A 17,496-nucleotide genomic window follows, 5' to 3' on the forward strand; every position below is an offset into this window, starting at 1 on the left:
GTGGTGCGTTTTAGCGATAGGCTGTACCGGTCGGTGCAGCAGGTATGGGGAAATTGTCATGGACATCCGTTTTTGACCGGGCTAAGAGATGGAACGCTGGAGCTTGAACGGTTCATTTACTATATGAAGCAAGATTATGTGTACTTAATCGATTATGCCAAAATGTTCGCGTTAGGCAGTATTAAAGCCAATGATCTGGAGACGATGGGCAAATTTGCAGAGCTGCTGCATTCGACGCTGAATGTGGAGATGGAGCTGCACCGGCAATATGCCGAGCGCTTCGGCATTGCGCGGGATGAGCTGGAGGCGACGCAGCCTGCCCCGACAACGATAGCTTATACGAAATATATGCTTGATGCTGCGCAAGGCTCGCTTGCCGAGGTGGTTGCCGCTCTGCTTCCATGCATGTGGAGCTACCGGGAAATCGGCACGGCGTTCGCCGGTTATCCGGGCGCACTGGAGCATCCGCTCTACCGCGAATGGATACTAATGTACAGCTCAGAGGAATTTGGCGAGCTGACAGAGTGGACCATCGGCCTAATGAACCGGCTCTCTGAAGGCTTGCCGGAGCGGGAGCTTGCGCGGCTGGAGGAACTGTTTGTGACGACTTCCAAATTTGAATATATGTTCTGGGATATGGCTTACCGGCAAGAGGAGTGGCCGATTTGAGTGAAGTGAAGCCGGGGGGGCCTCCGCTTGCTTTGTCTGTCAGCGGTCTGACCTATGCTTTTAAAGATGAGCTGCCATTGTTCGCAGGACTTGACTTCGACATTCCAGCAGGACAATTTGTTTCATTTCTGGCGCCAAGCGGAATGGGGAAAACGACGCTGTTCCGGCTGCTGGCAGGCCTGCTGTCCCCGCAAGAGGGAACGATAAAGCTCGGTTCCGGCGGGGATGCGCAGGCTGATGCGCGGAACATACGTCCGGGACGCATCGGCTATATGCCGCAGCGGGACAGTCTTATGCCGTGGCGGAGCGTGCTTGATAATGCCGCGCTTGGCCTGGAGCTGGCCGGTACGCCCAAGCGGGAAGCGAGAAGACGGGTGCTAGAGCTGCTTCCGGCATTCGGGCTGGAGGGTACCGGGGCGAAGCGCCCGCATGAGCTGTCGGGCGGGATGCGCCAACGGGTGTCGTTTCTCCGCTCTATTTTGGGCGGTGGAGATTTGCTGCTGCTGGACGAGCCGTTCAGCGCTCTCGATGCGATGACGCGGGTCAGCATGCAGGAATGGCTGCTGCAAGTGTGGGAGCAGCACCGCAAAACGATTCTATTTATTACGCATGATGTCGATGAGGCGCTGCTGCTGTCCGACCGCGTGCTCATAGCGGCGAAGGCGCCGGTTACCGCATTGCAGGAGCTGGTGATCGGCCTGCCAAGGCCAAGGACGTATCAGCATGTGCTTGATGAGTCCTTTATTTCTTTGAAGCGGCAGGCGCTGGAGCTGCTTGGACGGGGTACGGGCAGCTTGGAAGGAGCGGTCCGATGAGGCGGCGGTTGTGGGCAGGCATGCCTGTGTTTTTGTTCGCGCTGCTGCTTGCAGTGTTGTGGGAAGCTGCGACGGCCTTTTTGGCCATTCCGCATTATATTATTCCGAAGCTGTCTGACGTGCTGATTTCCACCTGGGATAATCGGCTTCTGCTGGGTAAGCACTTTGTTGTCACTTTGGGAGAGTCTTTGCTTGGGCTCGGCATTTCCATCCTATTCGGAACGTTAGCCGCAGTCTGGATCGAAGGCTCGGGTCTGGCTAGGAAGACGCTCTATCCGTTCATTGTCGCGTCCCAGACGATACCGATTATTGCGTTATCACCGATTATGGTCATGTGGTTCGGTTATGAAATATGGAGCAAGGTTGCCGTCGTCATCCTGTTCACCTTCTTCCCCATTGCGGTAAATACGGCAGACGGCTTCCGCTCGGCTGATGCCGGCATCGGCGAGGTCATGCGGTCGATGGGCGCCCGTAAGCGGGATTTGTTTCTGAAATGGAAAATGCCGTCGGCGCTGCCCGGTTTTTTTACGGGCCTTAAGATGGCCGCGACGATTAGCGTTGGCGGCGCTACGCTCGGGGAATGGCTGGGCGGAGAGGCCGGGCTTGGCATGTATACGAAGCGGGCGTCGAACATGCTTCGGGGCGAGGCGGTATTTTCCGGCGTGCTGCTGCTGTCTGCGATGGGCATACTGCTGTTTCTGGCGGCGCAGTGGATAGAGCGGATCAGTCTTGCCCGCCGCCAACCTTAAAAATCGAAAGCTACAATTAATTGCAAATAAGAGAGGAATAACAAACAAATGAGCTTACACATGTGGAAAAAGAATTTGACGATAGCAGTCGCACTTGTACTCGTCCTGACGATGATGGCGGGCTGCGGCTCCAAGAAGCAAGCGGATGCAAATAACAGCAAGGAAGCCGAGACGGAGCTTACGGTGCTGCTCGACTGGTATCCGAATGCGGTGCACTCCTTCCTGTATGCGGCGGAGGAGCAGGGTTATTTTAAAGAAGCAGGCTTGAAGGTGAATTTGAAAACGCCCGCGGATACGAATGATGCGTTAAAATTAGTGGCAACGGGCAAAGCGGATCTCGCGCTCAGCTATCAGATGCAGGTTGCAATGTCCCGCGCCGAGGATATTCCGGTCGTTTCGGTGGCATCCATCGTGCGTCATCCGCTCAACCGCCTCATGGCGCTTGAATCGGCCGGCATTCAAAGCCCGAAAGATCTGATCGGCAAAAAAATCGGCTATCCGTCCATTCCGCTCGATCAGCTTATTGTCAACACGATGGTGGAGTCCGATGGCGCAGATTCATCCAAACTAAATTACGTAGACATTGGCTGGGATCTCATTCCTGCAATGACGACGGGCAAGGTCGATGCGATTATCGGCGGCTATGTGAATCATGAGAAGCCGCTGCTCGAGAAGGAAGGCGTGAAGCTCACATCGTTTGATCCTTCCGTTTACGGCGTTCCCGATTATTATGAGCTTGTCCTTACCGCAAGCGAAGCGGGGCTTGAAAGCAAGAGCGCAGCCATTAAGAAATTTATCGAGGCGGCTGCCAAAGGCCAGCAATACACGGTTAACAATCCGGATAAAGCATTGAATACGCTGCTTGAAAAACAAGATGCAAATTTCCCGCTCGATGCAGCAATCGAGAAACAAAGCCTGGAAACGCTGCTGCCGCTGATGGATGCGGGTTCGGAGCCGTTTGGCTCACAATCCGAGGAATCGTGGAGATCGGTGATCAGCTGGCTGACGGAACACGGTCAATTGAAGAAAGATATCAAGGCGGAGGATGCCTTCCGCAACCTATAAATGAGTGACAAGCGCGCGGAAAGGAGCGGCAAATGGAGGAAAGATATTCAAGACAAATGCTTTTTGCGCCGATTGGCGAAGCTGGACAGCGGAAGCTGAAGGGCAGCGCGGTCTGTATTGTCGGGATGGGAGCGCTGGGAACGGTGCTGGCCAACCATATGGTGCGCGCAGGAGTTGGGCATGTACGGTTTGTAGATCGAGATTACGTGGAAAAAAGCAATTTGCAGCGGCAAATGCTATACGATGAGGAGGATGTACAGCATGTATATCCGAAGGTCGTAGCAGCCGAAAAGAAGCTTAAAAAAATTAATTCCTCCGTTCGCTTGGAAGCGATCGTTGCCGACGTAACCGCCCATAATATCGAGGAATTGCTCGAAGGAATGGATCTGGTGCTGGACGGCACGGACAATTTCCATACCCGCTTTCTGTTGAACGACGCTTGCTTCAAACTTGGCATTCCGTTTACGTACGGCGGCGCCGTCAGCTCGCGGGGGATGAGCGCGATCTTCGTTCCCGGCGAGACGCCATGCTTGCGCTGCTTCATAAAAACAGGGGATGCCGGCGGCCAAACCTGCGACATGATCGGTGTCATTGCGCCCGTTGTCGATATGGTCGGCTCCTATCAGGCGGTTGAAGCGCTCAAATATTTGGTCGATGACAGTAAGCAAAGAAGAAAGAGCTTAGTCACGTTTGATCTTTGGCAAAATCAATACTATGAGATGAAGCTGGGCGAACCGGACAAGAGCTGTCCGTGCTGCCAGCTGAAGCAGTACCCGGCGCTTGAATTGAGTGGGGAGAACACCGTGCTTTCCTTATGCGGACGGGAAACGATCCAAATTGCGGGCAGCGGAACGCTAGATCTTGAAGTATGGCGGCAGCGGCTTGAGCCGGTAGCGGTAAAGGTGAATTTGAATCCGTTTCTTCTCAAAGCTGAGCTGCCCGAGGGCGAGCGGCTCGTGCTGTTTGCGGACGGGCGCGTGCTCGTGCAGGGAACCGATGATTTCGTACGCGCCAAAACTTTATATGCCCGTTATATCGGGCTTTAAAACGGAGGTTTGATGAGCAATGAAAGATTTTCGATTGTACGCGATAACAGGAGAGCAATTCCATCCGGGACGGAACCTTATTGAAGTGATGGAGGAAGCGATCAAGGGCGGCGTGGATATTATTCAGCTGCGCGACAAAACGAGCGATAAAGCGGAGGTGCTGGCCAAGGCTAAGGCGCTTAGAGAGCTGACCAGAAAATACGGAGTAACCTTCATCGTCAACGATTATATCGATATTGCGATGGAATCGGATGCGGACGGCATTCATTTGGGCCAAGGGGATGTACCGCTTTCGGAAGCGCGAAAAATCGTCGGCAGCAAAATCATCGGTATTTCTACCCATGCGATCGGGGAAGCGCTGCTCGCTGAGCAGCAGGGGGCGGATTATATCGGCGTCGGTCCTATTTTTCCAACGGCAACTAAAGTGGACGTGGTAGATCCGGTCACGATCGCATATGTACGCGAGGTCGTACAAGCTGTGAAAATTCCGTTCGTAGCCATCGGCGGCATCAAGCTGCACAATGTCGATGAAGTCATTGAGGCGGGGGCGACAAGAATTTGCGCGGTTAGCGAAATCGTAGGCAGCGCGGACGTGAAAGGCACCTGCGAAGCGTTCATCAGGAAGCTGGAGAGAGGAAAGTGATCTTATGGAGCTTATCATCAACGGCGAACAGCAGCAGCTGAAGCAAGTAAATACGATTCAAGACGTTATTGAACGGCTGGGACTTACGGGCAAGCCGATTGTGGCGGAAGCTGACGGCCAGGTGCTGACTGCTGAGCAATGGGCGGATACGCCCGTTCATCCGAATATGCGAATTGAATTGGTTCATTTTGTAGGAGGGGGCTGATTGTATGAAATCAGATGTTTTGCAAATTGGCGGCCATACGCTTTCCTCCCGTTTTTTTATCGGTACGGGACTGTTTCCTAACCCGTTCGTCCAGAAGGAAGCGATCAAGGCTTCGGGCGCGCAGGTACTGACGTTTGCGATCAGGCGGATTAATTTGGCTTCTACGGAGGATGATTCGATCCTTCAGCATTTGGAGGAAGACAATTATATTTATCTTCCGAATACATCGGGCGCGCGGACGGCAGACGAGGCCGTTCGTATCGCCCGCTTGGCGCGCGCTTCGGGACTCAGCGATTGGATTAAGGTCGAGATTAGCGTAAATGAACGGACGCTGCTGCCGGACCCGATCGAAACGTTGAAGGCTACTGAGATATTAGTGAAGGAAGGCTTTACGGTGCTGCCTTATACGTCGGATGACCCAGTCATCTGCAAGCGGCTTGAGGAAGCGGGAGCGGCAGCCGTCATGCCGGGAGCGGCGCCGATCGGCACAGGTCTTGGCATCCTTAATCCGTACAATCTTGGACTAATCGTCGAGGAGGCCGGGGTTCCGATCATTGTCGATGCGGGTCTTGGCTCTGCAAGCGATGTAACACAGGCGATGGAGCTTGGGGTAAGCGGCGTGCTGATGAATACGCCGGTAGCGAAGGCAAAGGACCCGGTAAGGATGGCGAAGGCGATGAGCCTCGCGATTGAAGCCGGGCGGCTTTCCTATTTATCGGGCAGAATTACGAAGAAGCGTTACGCTTCGGCAAGCAGCGGTCTTGAGCAATTCAAATTGAAATAACCTGATTTACGGGAGAGATGGAACGTTGACGAGAGAGAAAATCATGGTTATGGGCGGGGGCATTATTGGCTTATCATGCGCCTTTGAACTGCAGAGCCGGGGCTGTCAGGTTACTGTTCTCGAAACGAAGCGCTGCGGCGGCCAGGCTTCCGGCGCTGCTGCCGGGATGCTCGCACCTTATTCTGAAAATGTCGAAGGTCCGGATGATTTTTTTCAGCTTTGCTTGGACAGCCTGCAGCTATATCCGGAGTGGCAGCAGACGATCAGGCAGGTTTCTAAGCAGGACTTCGAGTATACGAACTCCGGCAGTCTGTATGTCGCCTATCATGAGGCGGATTTGCTGGCGCTGGAGGGCAGGCTGCTATGGCAGCGGCAATACGGCTCTTCCGGTAGCATTCTGGAGGGAGACGCGCTCTTTAGCAAGGAGCCGCTGCTCGCGCGGAGTGCCCAGGCAGCCTTATATACGCCGGAGGAAAGCCACATCTATGCTCCTCATTTTGTTAGCGCGCTGGAGCAGGCGTGCAGAAATATCGGCGTACAAATCTATGAGAATTTGGATGAGCTCGAAATCGTCGAATGGCAGCGCGAGGCTGTCGTCCGCGCAGCGGACGGACGTTTTTTTGACGGCGATCAGCTGCTGATTTGCTCGGGCGCCTGGGCGCAGCAGCTTGCAGAGACATTTCATATGAACATTCCGGTTTATCCGATCCGCGGACAAATTTGCGCGTATGAAGTCGAGGCGCAGCCCGTTTCGCATATGGTTTTCTGCAATCAGGGCTACTTGGTGGGCAAAGCAAATTCGACTCTCGTATGCGGCGCATCGGAGGACGTTGCCGGCTTTGATACGACGGTTACGGACAAAGGAATCGGGCGGCTGAAAAATTGGAATAAGCAGCTGTTTCCGTTTTTGGCGGACAAAACGCCGTTTCACAGCTGGGCTGGCCTTCGTCCTGCTACGCAGGATGGTTTTCCCTTAATAGGGCGGATAGCGGAATCGAGCCGAGTCGTGCTTGCTGTCGGTCATTACCGCAACGGCATTTTGCTCAGTCCGGCAACCGCCAAGCTGGCGGCAGATTATATCGAGAACAAGCAGACGTCCGCTTACAATCAGGCCTTCTCGCCAGACCGGTTTTCTTAAAGCAGGTAGACATTTTTTTGCACTCTGTAAATTTGTATAAAATAAGTTTCAACAATAGAGCAACAGGCTGCCAAGTGATCTTTGGCGGCCTGTTGCTCTATCGTTTCAGGAGTTGCTGCATTGTTTAATCGATTGTCTTATTTCTTCAGCTGCAGCAGATAGCTTGGATAGCAGGTTGACCATTTCTTCCTGATTATTTAATATGTATTCAATCATTTGATCTTCCGTATCATTAAGCCTATATTCAAGTTTATGAATCCGATCTTTAAAACGCAAAATTGAGAAATCAATAAACTCAGTAAATGCAGGCCACCACGTGATTGGAGGGAGAACGTGAATCCATCGTTCCAAATGAGCAAAGCGCTGGCTCAATCAATTGTAGAGGCTGCCAAGACGGTTATTGGCTATGACGTTAATTTTATGAATACGGATGGACGAATCATGGCAAGCACCGATATACAGCGGATCGGAACGGTTCATCAGGCAGGAAAACGAGTTATGGAGCAAGGGCTGCCAATGGAGATTGTTGAAGATGAAGCTTATTTGGGCTCACGCAAAGGCATCAACTATCCTGTTGTCATGGAAGGGCAGCTCATTGGTGTTATAGGAATATCGGGAGATCCGGAGGAATGCCGGGCTTTTGGATTTCTTCTCACGAAGTTAACTGAAGTGCTTATAAGAGACAATATGCAAATCCGGGAAAAACAATCGGTTGAAGAGCTTCGCGCGGCGCTGACCCGGATGCTTGTATTCGGAGAAGGTGCTGAAGATACGGGCAGATGGCAGAGCAAGCTGCTGCAGCTGGGAGTAGACGTGAGCGCTGAACCGAAGGCAGTCGTCATCCTGCTGGAGCAGCAGGGCGATTACGAGCCTATGCATCAACTGGTAAAAACATTGCGGTTGAGCTTGTATGCGTACCGTTTCCCCAATCAGTATATTCTTATTGTAGAACAATCCCGTTATAAGGCCGTGGTACAGCAGTTGACTGATTCGTATTCTCATCGTTTCCTGATTGGATCTGGCAGTGCAGCAGGCTGGGAGGATCTTGCCTTGTCCTATCGCAACGCTAGATTGGCTTTGCAGTATGGAGTAACTGCGGGTATTCCTTTGTGTGAGTACACATCGCTTGAACTGGGTATGCTGCTTGCCGGTATTGATTCTGGAATCAAGCGGGATTATGCTTCGCTGGTATTAGCTGATGTGACAATAGAAGAGAAGGAGCTGCTGAGGACGTACTTCGTCCAAAATGCGTCGCTCAAAGATACGGCTGCTGTGCTTCATATGCATAAAAATACGCTGCAATACCGTCTTGACAAAATAGCGGAGAAAACAAAACTCGATCCCAGACAATTTTTGAATGCTGTACGCTTGTATTTTGCATTGTTAGCAGATGAGTAAATTAGAACGAGCCTCTTTTTGGTACATGTACCAAAAAAGAGGCTCATTTTTTGACAGGGATACCATTCCGCCAAGCAGCTCCTTTCGTTTATAGTAGAGCTATTCAATGCGTGAAAGGAGCGGAATAACATGAAAGTAATTATTGCAATGGATTCGTTCAAAGGTAGCCTGTCATCCCTTGAAGGAGGTCAGGAGATAGCGCAGGGCATAAAAAACGTATTCCCTGACGCCGATACGGTCGTTCTGCCTTTGGCGGATGGCGGGGAAGGTACGACAGAATCGCTTGTATCCGCAACAGGAGGACAGAATAGGTCCGTTCAGGTGACGGGGCCGCTTCAGGAGCCGGTTCAAGCTGTATATGGGATAATAGGGGACGGTCAAACGGCCGTTATTGAAGTTGCAGCCGCTTGCGGCTTGCCGTTAGTGCCGAAGGAGTGCAGAAATCCGCTGCTAACGACAACATATGGCGTGGGTGAGCTCATTCTTGATGCGATAGGACAAGGCTGCCGCCAATTTGTCATCGGCCTTGGAGGGAGCGCGACAAATGATGCCGGTATCGGGATGCTCCAGGCACTGGGTTATCGGTTTCTGGATGAATCCGGAAACGAGGCGGGTCAGGGGGGAGAGGCTCTGCTTCGTGTCCGCCGAATTATTGCGGAGAAAGCCTGTCCTGAGCTGAGTGATTGTACCTTTCATGTTGCTTGCGATGTCAACAATCCGCTCTATGGGCCTGAGGGAGCTGCTTACGTATTTGGTCCTCAAAAGGGGGCTGATCCCGAGATGGTTCAGCTGTTGGATTGCGGTTTAACAAGCTATTCGCAGGTTGTGGAACGGGATATGGGAATCAGCATGCAGATGATAGCGGGCGCGGGAGCGGCAGGGGGGCTTGGGGGAGCTTTCGCCGTGTTCCTGCAGGGGGAGCTTCAATCCGGCATTGATCTTGTGCTGGACAGGATCGATTTCGAGAAGCAGCTGGAAGGAGCGGATTTCGTCATTACAGGCGAGGGCAGGCTGGATGGACAAACGTCTATGGGCAAGGCGCCGTTAGGAATTGCCGCCATGGCCGATAAGCATGGCATTCCGGTCATTGCTCTGGCCGGAGGGGTGACGAGTCAAGCTTCGGTATTGAATGGGCTTGGAATCACCGCTTACTTCCCGGTTGTCAGCGGTCCGGTATCACTGGAGCAAGCGTTGAACCCGGAGGAAGCGAAGAGCAATGTAAGGCGGACAGCCGAGCAGTTGTTCCGATTAATACGAACGATGCGATGAGGGAAATCCCTACAGAATATGATCTTCAGGCGTACATTTACAACGGCGGCAAGTCATGCAACCACAGCAAAGAAACGGACTATGATGGCAACCCCGTCATCGTCCGTTTTTCTTAAAAAAATGACATCATCCATTAAAAAAGAGCATTCCAATCGGGAGCGCCGGACATTAAGCTTTTTAAAGGGGAATTGGTATGAAATATAACGCGGATAAAGCGGTGCTGACATTTATTTAAAGCATATAAATTCAAATTAGGTAAGGTAGTGGTCATACGATGCAGTCATTAACAGTCGCTTCTCCAGACGGCAATTTGAAGATCGATTTTTTATTAGCGGCGGAAGAGGGAGCCAAAGGCATTCCGGTCTATAAAGCCGCATATAAAGGAATTCCTCTGCTGCAAGCTTCACGCCTCGGATTAAAGCTGAAGGGACAGGCAGATTTACTTGACGGTTTTGTCATTTCCTCTCATCGCTTTGAGTCGAAGGACGAGCAGTGGCGGCCTGTTTACGGAGAGCGGGATCAGGTTCGGGACCGGTACAATGAGCTGAGCGTCACATTACGGGAGCAGTCGGCGAAGGAGCGGGAGCTGCGGATCGTTTTTCGGGCGTATGATGAAGGAATCGCTTTTCGGTATGAGCTGCCCGAGCAGCCGGGCTTGGAAGGAACGCTTACGATCGCGGGCGAGCGCAGCCAGTTTTATTTTCCGGAGGACTGCATGGCTTATGAGCATCATGGAGCTGAAGGGGAATATCATCTGGTGCCGGTGGGTGAGCTGAAGGAAAACTGCGAACGGCCTCTTACGGTCGTTTACGCGAGCGGCATTTATGCAGCGCTTACGGAAGCGGCTATGACCGATTATGCGCGGATGCTGCTAAAGGCAGAGGACGGCATCGTCGTAAGTCAATTGAGCGGTCTCGTTACGCAATATGTCGGATATGACAATATGGATACGAGCTTAAGCGGTAAGCTGGCGGATGAGCTTGTACGAACCGGTTTGCCGTTCGCTTCGCCGTGGCGTGTTGTCATTGTCGGCGATACGCCGGGCGAGCTGCTGGAGCGCAACGATATCATTCTGAACCTGAGTGAGCCCTGCGCGATTGAACATACGGACTGGATCGTTCCGGGCAAGCTGCTTCGTGAAATGACGCTGACGCCCGAGGGAGCGATCGCTTGCGTGGATTTTGCGGCTGAGATGAACTTTAAGTTTATGATGTTCGACTGGGGCTGGTACGGCGATCCGTTCGACGATCGTTCATTATGTACGAATCAGGTTAATGACGTCTGGTATTTCAAGATGGAGGAGGGCGTTACTTATCCGCAGCTGGACATGCGGGGCATTGTCGAATATGCCGCTTCCAAAGGGATAGGCGTCATTCTGTATTTGGACCGGAGAGCGGTAGAGCAGCAGCTGGAGCAATTTTTGCCCGTTTATAAGGAATGGGGAATGAAAGGGATTAAGATCGGCTTCGTGAACTGCGGCCCGCAAGCATGGACGAGCTGGCTGCATGATGTCATTCGAAAATGCTCCGAGTATGAAATTCTGGTCAATGTTCATGATGCCTACCGTCCTACGGGCTTCTCGCGCACCTATCCGAATTTGCTGACACAGGAAGGGATACGGGGCAACGAGCATATGCCGACAGCACGTCACAACTGTACGCTGCCATTTACGAGATTCGTCGCGGGAGCCGGCGATTATACGATTTGTTACTATACAGAGCGGAAGCAGACGACGCATGCGCATCAGCTTGCAATGTCCGTTATCGCCTATAGTCCGATGCAATCGGTCTTCTGGTACGATCGGCCTGCCGATTACGAAGGCGAGCCGGAAATTGAGTTTTTCAAGCAGCTGCCTACAGTATGGAATGATTCGCGCGTGCTGCAGGGCAGCATCGGCGAGTACGCCGTTATTGCCAGAAGAAGCGGAGAGGACTGGTTTATCGGCTGCATTACGAATGAGCAGGCGCGCGAAAGAAGCGTAAAGCTTGATTTTCTGGAGGAAAGTACTGCCTATATCGCGTATATATATACAGATTCATTCGATAAGCCAGCGACCCGTACCCATGTGACCATTACGGTGAAGGAAGTGGATCATAGAACAGAGCTGCACGCCTTGATGGCGCCAAGCGGAGGACAAGCGATCCGGATCGTGCCGAAACGGTCCTTGCTGTTCAGCGCAGCAGCACAAAAGTAAATTTAACTTAGGGACGGGAGTGACAACGATGTGGAACGGGGATTCATATTTAGAGAAGCTGTATGACGAAGCAGTAAGCCGGCATCGCAGCCAATCCATACGGGAGCTTCGGAACGAGCGGAGGCCGAAGCTGAAGGCGGCGCTGCGCGAGGCGATCGGCCAATTCGAGCCTAATCCCGCACATGCTCCTAAATTGCTGGAACGGGTAGAATGCGACGGATATGTCCGCGAGCGGGTGGAGCTGTCGGTTACGCCGGATTTGACCTTTGCCGCTTATGTGCTTATCCCTAATGACGCGAAGGGACCGCTGCCCGGCGTGCTGGCGCTTCACGGTCATGGCTACGGCAGCCGGGAAATAGTCGGCCTGCTGAAGGATGGTTCGCCTGACGGGGCGGAGCCGGGTATACACCAGCATTTTGCGGTGCAGCTGGTTAAGCGGGGAATGATCGTTATCGCACCGGATGTTATCGGCTTCGGTGAGCGCAGACTGCTCTCGGATCTCGCGCTTAATCCGGATGCGCCAAGCTCCTGCTACAATCTGTCGACGCAGCTGATGATGCTCGGCAAGACGCTTACCGGCCTGCGCGTAACCGAAGCGTTAAAGGCTTTCAACTACTTGGCCTTACGGCCGGAGGCCGATGCGAATCGAATTGGATTAATGGGCTTCTCGGGAGGCGGCTTGATTGGTTATGCAGCCGCTGTGCTGGAGGCTAGAATAAACGCGGCGGTACTGACGGGCTTCACGAACACGTTTAAGGACAGCATTTTTGCTGTACATCATTGCATCGATAACTACACGCCGGGGTTGCTCGCGCATGCCGAGCTGCCTGAGCTGATCGGACTCATCGCTCCGCGTCCGTTGTTTCTCGAATCGGGCGAGAATGATCCGATCTTTCCGGTGGCAGGCTTTCGCAAGGCTGCCGCGGAAATTCAGGCGATCTATGACGCTGAAGGCGCAGGGGACAAGCTGGCACAGGATGTGTTCCCCGGCGCTCATGAAATAAGCGGGCGGCTGGCTTACGATTGGCTGAAGCGGACGTTGTCGTCTTGAAATACTAATAAATGAATGAAATAGATGCTTTTCTTCCGGGAGGCTGTTGTCTATTTAGACAGCGTGTACAGGAGGAGAGCGTCTTTTTTTGTTTCCATTAGGAAAGCAATTAGAATGGAAAGGTTATTTTTGTCCAATAGAAAGATAGCTTTCTGCATGTTTATTCTATGATATCATCGCTAGAATGTACGTAGGCATTACATTGCGAAGGGATGATGACAATCATGGATGCAAGTGCATATTTGAAGGCTATTGACGATACGATTGCCAAAGGCAGTTTTAAGGATAACTGGGATTCACTTAGCGAGTATCAGGTGCCGGGCTGGTATAAAAACGCGAAATTCGGTATTTTCATCCACTGGGGCTTGTATTCCGTTCCGGCATTCGACAGCGAGTGGTATTCCAGAAATATGTACATCAAGGATTCAAAAGCATATAAGCATCACATTGCCGTGTACGGGGAGCATAAGGACTTTGGCTACAAAGACTTTATCCCGATGTTTCAGGCAGAGCGCTTTAACGCAGATGAATGGGCAGAGCTCTTCGTGCGGGCGGGCGCGAAATATATTATGCCTGTTGCCGAGCATCATGACGGGTTTCAAATGTACAAAAGCGATATTTCCCCGTTTAACGCTCATGAGATGGGACCTAAACGAGATTTGCTTGGCGAAATGAAAGAGGCATTTGAAAAGCGGCAGCTGACCTTATGTGTTTCATCCCACCGTGCCGAGCATTGGTTTTTCATGTCGCATGGCAAGGAGTTTGAATCCGATATTAAGGAGCCGCTCGTGCAAGGCGACTTTTATTGGCCCGCTATGCCCGAGCCTGACCATCATGACCTGTATGGCTCCCCTCCGAACCAGCAATACTTGGAGGATTGGCTCATTCGCTGCTGCGAGCTTGTTGATCAGTATAAGCCTCATATTTTTTATTTTGATTGGTGGATTCAAACGGCAGCCTTCAAGCCCTATCTCAAAAAATTTGCAGCGTATTATTATAATAAGTCAGCTGAGTGGGGAATCGAGGTTGCCATCAACTACAAGCATGATGCCTTTCAGTTCGGTACCGCTGTTCCAGACGTTGAAAGAGGCCAGTTCGCCGATATGAAGCCGTATTTCTGGCAGACGGATACCGCTGTTGCGAAAAATTCATGGTGCTATACAGCGGATAACGAATATAAAACCTCGGTTGAGATTATCCGGGATCTGGTCGATATCGTCAGTAAAAACGGCAGCCTGCTCCTTAACGTAGGACCGAAAGCAGATGGAACGATTCCTGAGCAGGATAAACAAATTTTGCTTGAAATTGGCGGCTGGCTTAAAGTGAACGGCGAAGCAATCTATGATACGACCTTCTGGCGGACGTCGGGCGAGGGCCCTACGAAGATTAAGGAAGGACAATTTACAGATGGCGTAACGAAGGCTTATACGAGCGAGGATATCCGCTTCACCGTGAAAGGAAGCCGGCTTTATGCAACTGTTCTTGTGTTTCCGGATGATGGAGTCGTTAAAATTAAGTCGCTTAGTGAAAAATCGCATCACTTCCAAGCTATTATTGAAGATATTAGCGTGCTGGGATTTGATGAAAAGCCGACATGGGAGAGAACGGAAGAGGCTTTAATTATTAAGACTACGAAGGTTCAAAGCGACACTCCGGTCGTATTCAGCCTGAACATCGATTAATAGTTATGCTTAAATTACTTTAAAGCTGGCTGTTTACGTTTACCTGTGACTTACGAAAGTTTTCCACATTGGCAAAGAAGAACTACGATAGCATGACAAAGGCGGCTTCCCGCTTATGGGAGCCGCTTTTGTAAAAAAACAGATTGACAGCATGGCGGTTTCTTGTTATTGTAAAACCAATTAATACACTGTGAATAATACGAATTAACGACATTAACTAAATTCATGTAAGGTCGACCGTTCGGACGGAGGCATTCTCAATTGAGAATGCCTTTTTGTGTTAATAACGAACGGGACGAGAGAAAGGATGAAACTCATGAGCGCGTTACTCGACATCCGGCAGCTCAGCAAGACTTTTCATTCCGGCAAAGGCTCCGTTTCGGCTCTTCAAAATATTAATCTGGCGGTGAAAGAAGGTGAATTCATCACTGTCATCGGCCCGAGCGGCTGTGGAAAAAGCACGCTGCTTAAAATCGTCGCCGGGCTCGACGTCGATTATGACGGCAGCGTTAAGCTGAATGACCGGCAGGTGACCGGGCCGGGCATTGAGAAGGGATTTATTTTTCAGGAGCCTCGCTTGTTTCCTTGGCTGACGGTCGAGAAGAACATCGCCGCCGACTTATCTCTGCATAAGCCGGAAATCCGTAAGAAGGTGGATGAACTGATCAAACTTGTGCGCTTGAAGGGCTTCGAGAAATCGTATCCGCGGGAGCTGTCCGGGGGTATGGCTCAAAGGGTAGCCATTGCTCGGGCACTGCTCCGCAACCCGAAGGTGCTGCTGCTCGACGAGCCGTTCGGCGCGCTTGACGCCTTCACGAGAGCGCATATGCAGGAGGTGCTTCTAGATATTTGGCAGCAGAACAAAACGACGATGATTTTTGTTACTCACGATATTGACGAAGCGGTATTTCTGGCCAATCGGATCGTCATTCTGAAGCCGCGTCCCGGAACGGTTCAGAAGATTGTCCCCGTGGAGCTGTTGTTTCCGCGCAAGAAATCGAGTGTCGCCTTTCAGGAGCTGCGTTATAAGGTAATCGGCGAATTCGAGAAAATCGAGGAACTGGAGCTAGTCGACAGCGGCGCAGGCATCTAGCGGCCAAAAGAAGGGAGGGTACTTAAATGAGCGCATCGACCGAAATCACGAAACCCGGAGGCTACAAGCGAACGACGGTTTTCTTGCTGGGTTCGCTTCTGCCCCTCGCGCTTCTTGTTTTCTGGCAGGCGCTGGGCGAGCTTGGGGTTATTTCGACCTTGTTGTTCCCGACGCCTGTAACGATTGCTAAAGCTTTCGGTAAGCTTGCCGCCTCGGGCGAGCTGTGGGAGCACTTTCGAATCAGCGTTGCCCGCGCGGCGTTTGGTTTTTTCCTTGGCGGCGGGTTCGGGCTTCTGTTCGGTATTCTTGTAGGATTGTTCCGCCGGACTGAGCGGGCATTCGATCCGACCGTCCAGATGCTTCGGATGATTCCGAGTCTGGCGGTAGCGCCGCTGTTCGTCATATGGTTCGGAATCGGGGAAGAATCGAAAGTGCTGCTCATTGCCAAAGGCGCCTTTTTCCCGCTATATATCAATGCTTTTCTCGGTATCCGCAATGTGGACAACAAGCTGTTTGAAGTGGCGAGGGTGCTCGGCTTCAGCCGGTTTAAGCAGTTGATCCGGCTCGTCATTCCGGCGGCGCTGCCGAACATACTTCTGGGGGTGCGCCTCTCGGTCGGAATCTCTTGGCTCGGATTGGTCGTGGCGGAGCTCATGGCCTCTACCTCGGGAATCGGCTATCTGATGTCGGATGCGAGGCAGTTCAGCAAGACGCCAATCGTATTTGTCGGTATTATCATTTTCGCAGTCGTCGGGAAGCTGACTGATTCGCTCGTCCGTTTGTTGGAACGAAGGTGGCTGAAGTGGCGCGATAATTATCAAGGCTAGGAGGCGATGAAACGTTATGAGCAACCAGGCGGAAGTGCTTGTCCAGCCGATAGGCAGAACAAATGAACGGAAGTCCTCTTGGTCCGGCTTGAAATGGAAAGCGAGAGTAAACGATTTTATTATCGGAGCGATCCTTCCTGTAATCATAGTGATTGTTTGGCAGCTTGCGGGCAAGCTGGGGTTTATTTCAACCTTCTTCCTTCCCACGCCGTCCATGATACTGGAGTCATTCAAAGAGATGATCATGTCAGGCGAACTAGTCCTCAATTTGAGCATCAGCATACAGCGAGCGGCGGCCGGTTTCGCCATTGGAGGAAGCTTGGGCCTGCTGACCGGCCTGCTCGTCGGATTTTCCCGGAAAGCGGAGCATGTGCTTGATCCGAGCTTCCAAATGCTGCGGATGGTGCCGCATCTGGCGCTCGCGCCGCTCATCATTTTATGGTTCGGATTCGGTGAGACGTCCAAAGTCTTCATTATCGCAAACGGGGCGTTCTTCCCGATGTATATCAACACGTTCGCGGGAATACGCAGCGTAGATAACCGTCTGTTCGACGTCGCGGGCGTGCTGGAATTCAGCCGGTTCAAACAAATTACGCGGCTTATCCTACCCGCCGCTTTGCCGAACATCCTGCTCGGAGTACGGCTTTCTCTGGCCGTCTCATGGCTTGGCCTTGTTGTCGCCGAATTGATCGGTTCACAATCGGGTATCGGATTTTTGATCAACATCGGCAAGCAGAACTCGACGACGGAAGTCATTTTTGTCGGGGTCATTATTTTCGCAATCGTCGGCAAGCTGTTCGATTCTCTTGTGCGGCTGTTGGAACGACGCTGGCTGCACTGGCGGGACAATTACAGGGGTTAAGCTTGG

At 52.0% G+C, this 17,496-nt stretch carries 17 protein-coding genes; all 17 read left to right on the forward strand.

Features of this window, described 5'->3' with window-relative positions; all coding sequences use genetic code 11:
• The 17 genes from tenA to AC0YNZ_RS10630 all read left to right on the forward strand — a co-directional run bounded on the left by tenA (window position 1) and on the right by AC0YNZ_RS10630 (window position 17,490).
• Window positions 1–669, forward strand: coding sequence for a thiaminase II (gene tenA / locus AC0YNZ_RS10550; protein WP_475826563.1), 669 nt, complete (start codon window positions 1–3; stop codon window positions 667–669).
• A gap of 5 nt (window positions 670–674) precedes the next feature.
• Window positions 675–1,484 (forward strand): ABC transporter ATP-binding protein, encoded by an 810-nt coding sequence (locus AC0YNZ_RS10555; protein ID WP_475826793.1) that lies wholly within the window; start codon window positions 675–677, stop codon window positions 1,482–1,484.
• Window positions 1,481–2,233: an ABC transporter permease gene (locus AC0YNZ_RS10560; RefSeq protein ID WP_475826564.1), complete on the forward strand. Its 753-nt coding sequence runs from the start codon at window positions 1,481–1,483 to the stop codon at window positions 2,231–2,233. The genes AC0YNZ_RS10555 and AC0YNZ_RS10560 overlap by 4 nt, the downstream gene beginning before the upstream one ends.
• 60 nt (window positions 2,234–2,293) lie before the next feature.
• A complete protein-coding gene (locus AC0YNZ_RS10565) occupies window positions 2,294–3,298 on the forward strand; it encodes an ABC transporter substrate-binding protein (protein ID WP_475826565.1) in 1,005 nt (334 codons plus the stop codon).
• Window positions 3,299–3,330: 32 nt separating this feature from the next.
• Window positions 3,331–4,344, forward strand: coding sequence for a ThiF family adenylyltransferase (locus tag AC0YNZ_RS10570; RefSeq protein WP_475826566.1), 1,014 nt, complete (start codon window positions 3,331–3,333; stop codon window positions 4,342–4,344).
• A 19-nt stretch (window positions 4,345–4,363) separates the two neighbouring features.
• Window positions 4,364–4,987: a thiamine phosphate synthase gene (gene thiE, locus AC0YNZ_RS10575; RefSeq protein ID WP_475826567.1), complete on the forward strand. Its 624-nt coding sequence runs from the start codon at window positions 4,364–4,366 to the stop codon at window positions 4,985–4,987.
• A 4-nt stretch (window positions 4,988–4,991) separates the two neighbouring features.
• Window positions 4,992–5,192: a sulfur carrier protein ThiS gene (gene thiS, locus AC0YNZ_RS10580; RefSeq protein WP_475826568.1), complete on the forward strand. Its 201-nt coding sequence runs from the start codon at window positions 4,992–4,994 to the stop codon at window positions 5,190–5,192.
• Window positions 5,193–5,196: 4 nt separating this feature from the next.
• The gene (locus tag AC0YNZ_RS10585; protein WP_475826569.1) at window positions 5,197–5,976 is read left to right on the forward strand and encodes a thiazole synthase; all 780 of its coding nucleotides are present in this window, start codon (window positions 5,197–5,199) and stop codon (window positions 5,974–5,976) included.
• A 43-nt stretch (window positions 5,977–6,019) separates the two neighbouring features.
• Entirely contained in the window at window positions 6,020–7,114 is a 1,095-nt protein-coding gene (thiO, locus tag AC0YNZ_RS10590) for a glycine oxidase ThiO (protein WP_475826794.1), read from the forward strand.
• Window positions 7,115–7,447: 333 nt separating this feature from the next.
• The gene (locus AC0YNZ_RS10595) at window positions 7,448–8,512 is read left to right on the forward strand and encodes a CdaR family transcriptional regulator (RefSeq protein WP_475826570.1); all 1,065 of its coding nucleotides are present in this window, start codon (window positions 7,448–7,450) and stop codon (window positions 8,510–8,512) included.
• A gap of 129 nt (window positions 8,513–8,641) precedes the next feature.
• Window positions 8,642–9,781, forward strand: coding sequence for a glycerate kinase family protein (locus AC0YNZ_RS10600; RefSeq protein WP_475826571.1), 1,140 nt, complete (start codon window positions 8,642–8,644; stop codon window positions 9,779–9,781).
• 274 nt (window positions 9,782–10,055) lie between these two features.
• Window positions 10,056–11,975: a glycoside hydrolase family 97 protein gene (locus AC0YNZ_RS10605; protein WP_475826572.1), complete on the forward strand. Its 1,920-nt coding sequence runs from the start codon at window positions 10,056–10,058 to the stop codon at window positions 11,973–11,975.
• A 28-nt stretch (window positions 11,976–12,003) separates the two neighbouring features.
• Complete coding sequence (locus AC0YNZ_RS10610; RefSeq protein ID WP_475826573.1) at window positions 12,004–13,026, forward strand: dienelactone hydrolase family protein; 1,023 nt, start codon at window positions 12,004–12,006, stop codon at window positions 13,024–13,026.
• A 224-nt stretch (window positions 13,027–13,250) separates the two neighbouring features.
• Entirely contained in the window at window positions 13,251–14,708 is a 1,458-nt protein-coding gene (locus AC0YNZ_RS10615; protein WP_475826574.1) for an alpha-L-fucosidase, read from the forward strand.
• A gap of 316 nt (window positions 14,709–15,024) precedes the next feature.
• Complete coding sequence (locus AC0YNZ_RS10620) at window positions 15,025–15,801, forward strand: ABC transporter ATP-binding protein (RefSeq protein WP_475826575.1); 777 nt, start codon at window positions 15,025–15,027, stop codon at window positions 15,799–15,801.
• Window positions 15,802–15,827: 26 nt separating this feature from the next.
• Window positions 15,828–16,628, forward strand: coding sequence for an ABC transporter permease (locus AC0YNZ_RS10625; RefSeq protein WP_475826576.1), 801 nt, complete (start codon window positions 15,828–15,830; stop codon window positions 16,626–16,628).
• A gap of 16 nt (window positions 16,629–16,644) precedes the next feature.
• Entirely contained in the window at window positions 16,645–17,490 is an 846-nt protein-coding gene (locus AC0YNZ_RS10630; protein ID WP_475826577.1) for an ABC transporter permease, read from the forward strand.
• Window positions 17,491–17,496: the final 6 nt, after the last annotated feature.

This window comes from Paenibacillus sp. J2L1-98 (assembly GCF_056269405.1).

What these genes read in the sequence shown, in the direction of transcription:
- AC0YNZ_RS10615 (WP_475826574.1), top strand. Translation starts at nt 13,251, where the DNA reads ATGGATGCAAGTGCATATTTGAAGGCTATTGACGATACGATTGCCAAA.
- AC0YNZ_RS10585 (WP_475826569.1), top strand. Translation starts at nt 5,197, where the DNA reads ATGAAATCAGATGTTTTGCAAATTGGCGGCCATACGCTTTCCTCCCGT.
- AC0YNZ_RS10620 (WP_475826575.1), top strand. Translation starts at nt 15,025, where the DNA reads ATGAGCGCGTTACTCGACATCCGGCAGCTCAGCAAGACTTTTCATTCC.
- AC0YNZ_RS10570 (WP_475826566.1), top strand. Translation starts at nt 3,331, where the DNA reads ATGGAGGAAAGATATTCAAGACAAATGCTTTTTGCGCCGATTGGCGAA.
- AC0YNZ_RS10560 (WP_475826564.1), top strand. Translation starts at nt 1,481, where the DNA reads ATGAGGCGGCGGTTGTGGGCAGGCATGCCTGTGTTTTTGTTCGCGCTG.
- AC0YNZ_RS10610 (WP_475826573.1), top strand. Translation starts at nt 12,004, where the DNA reads ATGTGGAACGGGGATTCATATTTAGAGAAGCTGTATGACGAAGCAGTA.
- thiS (WP_475826568.1), top strand. Translation starts at nt 4,992, where the DNA reads ATGGAGCTTATCATCAACGGCGAACAGCAGCAGCTGAAGCAAGTAAAT.
- AC0YNZ_RS10630 (WP_475826577.1), top strand. Translation starts at nt 16,645, where the DNA reads ATGAGCAACCAGGCGGAAGTGCTTGTCCAGCCGATAGGCAGAACAAAT.
- AC0YNZ_RS10605 (WP_475826572.1), top strand. Translation starts at nt 10,056, where the DNA reads ATGCAGTCATTAACAGTCGCTTCTCCAGACGGCAATTTGAAGATCGAT.
- thiO (WP_475826794.1), top strand. Translation starts at nt 6,020, where the DNA reads ATGGTTATGGGCGGGGGCATTATTGGCTTATCATGCGCCTTTGAACTG.
- thiE (WP_475826567.1), top strand. Translation starts at nt 4,364, where the DNA reads ATGAAAGATTTTCGATTGTACGCGATAACAGGAGAGCAATTCCATCCG.
- AC0YNZ_RS10600 (WP_475826571.1), top strand. Translation starts at nt 8,642, where the DNA reads ATGAAAGTAATTATTGCAATGGATTCGTTCAAAGGTAGCCTGTCATCC.
- AC0YNZ_RS10565 (WP_475826565.1), top strand. Translation starts at nt 2,294, where the DNA reads ATGTGGAAAAAGAATTTGACGATAGCAGTCGCACTTGTACTCGTCCTG.
- AC0YNZ_RS10625 (WP_475826576.1), top strand. Translation starts at nt 15,828, where the DNA reads ATGAGCGCATCGACCGAAATCACGAAACCCGGAGGCTACAAGCGAACG.